Origin of the sequence: Streptomyces calidiresistens (assembly GCF_014141525.1) — a bacterium.
In the GTDB taxonomy this organism is placed as follows: domain Bacteria; phylum Actinomycetota; class Actinomycetes; order Streptomycetales; family Streptomycetaceae; genus Streptomyces; species Streptomyces calidiresistens.
Genome location: NZ_VKHS01001159.1, coordinates 1 through 1,250, shown reverse-complemented (window position 1 = coordinate 1,250; position 1,250 = coordinate 1). Strand labels below are relative to the sequence as shown.

1 protein-coding gene is annotated in these 1,250 nt (G+C 71.9%); it reads left to right on the top strand.

The window, feature by feature from the left end:
- Positions 1-1,250 (top strand): cytochrome P450 family protein (locus FOE67_RS26095; RefSeq protein ID WP_182667288.1); only part of this gene is annotated, 1,250 nt, incomplete at both ends.

The window sequence follows — 1,250 nt, the reverse complement described above, 5'->3', positions numbered from 1 at the left end:
GGGCACCCGCCCCTCCACGGACCCGGATTCGCCGCCGACCCCGATGCCACCTACGCCTGGCTGCGCACCGCGGGCCCCGCCCACTTCGTGGAGCTCGCACCCGGCGTGGAAGCCGTCCTGGTCACCGGTTACGACGCGGCACTCGAAGTGCTTCGCAGCCCGTACTTCAGCAAGGACGCCCGCCGCTGGACCGCGCTGGCACAAGGCCGGATCCGCGCGGACAACGAGGTGGTCCCCATGATGGGGTGGCGCCCGTCCCTGTGGTTCGCCGACGGAGAAGCGCACCTGCGGCTGCGCGCCTCGGTCGATCTGGCACTGAGCCGGATCAACCCCCACCGGCTACGGGCCCACGTCCAGCACACGGCGAACGAACTGATCGACGGGTTCGCGTCCGAGGGGAGCACCGACCTCGTCGCCCGGTACGCCGATCCACTGCCCGCCATGGTCCTCGCCCGACTCCTCGGCTGCCCGGGCCCACTCGGCGCCCGCATGGCCACCGCCTGCCGACAGATGATCGACGCGGAACCCGCCGTCGCCCAGGAAGGCGGACAGAACCTCGCCGCCTGCCTGGCCGAACTCGTCGCCGCCAAACGCTCCGCCCCCGGCGCGGACGTCACCTCCTGGCTGCTGGAGCACCCGAGCGGGCTCTCGGACACGGAAACGGTGCACCAACTCGTCGTGCTCATCGGGGCGGGCAGCGTGCCGCAATCCTCCTGGATCTCGACGGCGACCATGATGCTCCTGGCCGACGACCGCTTCGCCGTCGATCTCACCGGTGGCACCCTCACCGTGGCCGACGCCCTCAACGAAGTGCTGTGGCGGCATTCCCCCCTGGCGAACTTCTCCTTCCTGTACGCCACCCAGCCCTACCCACTGCGCGACCCACGGGGTCGGTTCCTCATCCCCACCGGGGTGCCGGTACTGATCAGCCACGCGGCGGCCAACACCGACCCGACCCGACCCGCACACCCCGAGCAACGGGTCGCGAACCACTCCCACCTCGCCTTCGGCGCCGGTCGGCACGCCTGCCCCGCCCGGGGCATATCCGGGGTCATCGCCGAGACCGCGATCGAGCTCCTGCTGGACCGGCTGCCCGACATGCAGCTCTCCGTTCCCGGGTCCGCGCTGAGCTGGCGGCCCGGCCGCCCGCCGCTGGACCGCGCTGGCACAAGGCCGGATCCGCGCGGACAACGAGGTGGTCCCCATGATGGGGTGGCGCCCGTCCCTGTGGTTCGCCGACGGAGAAGCGC